The sequence below is a fragment of the Coprococcus sp. LG101-27 genome (assembly GCF_027695515.1).
GTDB classification, from domain to species: Bacteria; Bacillota; Clostridia; order Lachnospirales; family Lachnospiraceae; genus Allocoprococcus; species Allocoprococcus comes.
Window position 1 is genome coordinate 1 of record NZ_JAQEUJ010000018.1, and the last position, 1,075, is coordinate 1,075.

Consider the following 1,075-nt stretch of genomic DNA (forward strand, 5'->3'; position numbering starts at 1 on the left):
GGAATCTACCTGTTGAATCATAACAATCTGATCCATATTTCTGTAAATAAGCGCATCCGGCAAAAGATTCATCAATTCACCCTCGATAACACCTACTTCGTGAAGCTGTTCTTTTGTATATTTTCTTTGTACATTTTTTGTGATGGTATGAAAATCAACAACCCTGTAAGTATCGCTTTCTTTCATTCCGAGCTGTGCTGCCGCTTCAGTCATTTCTTTCGAACTCAGTAATCCATTCAGAATATTTTGGATAATATCTCTCTGATACGTCTTTTTTTCTTCATCCTGTGCAAATTCACTCAAAAATCCATCCTGTAAGTTAATAGTCGCATTTTCGAGTTCCATACAAACATCCTGTTCTTTTTTTCTTAGCTCCTGTTCCATTGTTACAATCGTATTCGGAATCACTTTTGTATTATGAAATGTAATAATTGCTGTATTTTCCTTTACATCCACATACTTACTAGCTTTCATCCATACATACGATGTACCGTTATTTTCGATGATTCCGCGATAGAAAATTTCTTCTTCCACACATCCATCTACAAGATGTTCTGTTAAATTCTCACCTGCAAGACATTTCTGGACATTTACCCAGTCTGCTTCACAAATATATTTTTCCGCATATTTTTTTATAAAGTCATCATATGATTCTGCTGTTTTTACTTGTTCATAGACATCATGATTATGAGAATAAATACATTCATAATCTTTTTCTCTCAGATTAACTTTTATAATCACATAAAATTTTCCAAGATATTCATCCTTACCAGGACGGATAATGTCTGATATCTTTACGCTTTCCAAGCGGTTATTGTATATATTTTGCAGATCCAGCAGAATCTGATGTACTTTACAGCAGGCTATATAATTTTTGGAGCAACCTCCCTCTTTTTCCAGGCACCTGCTAATTGCCATGGTGGATTCTGTACACGATATCACATCCCTTAAAGATATATTCTCTGGCTGTTTTGCAATCTGATATCCACCCTTTATCCCTTCACAGGCTTTTATGATTCCTGCTTGTTTTAATTTTTTTGTTATTTTTGGAATATAACTGGATGGAACACTTAGT

1 protein-coding gene is annotated in these 1,075 nt (G+C 34.5%); it reads right to left on the reverse strand.

Going from position 1 to position 1,075, the window contains the following annotated elements; genetic code table 11:
• Positions 1–1,075, reverse strand: a 1,075-nt coding sequence (locus PG766_RS12065) for an RrF2 family transcriptional regulator (protein WP_270590872.1), incomplete at both ends; no start/stop codon positions are given.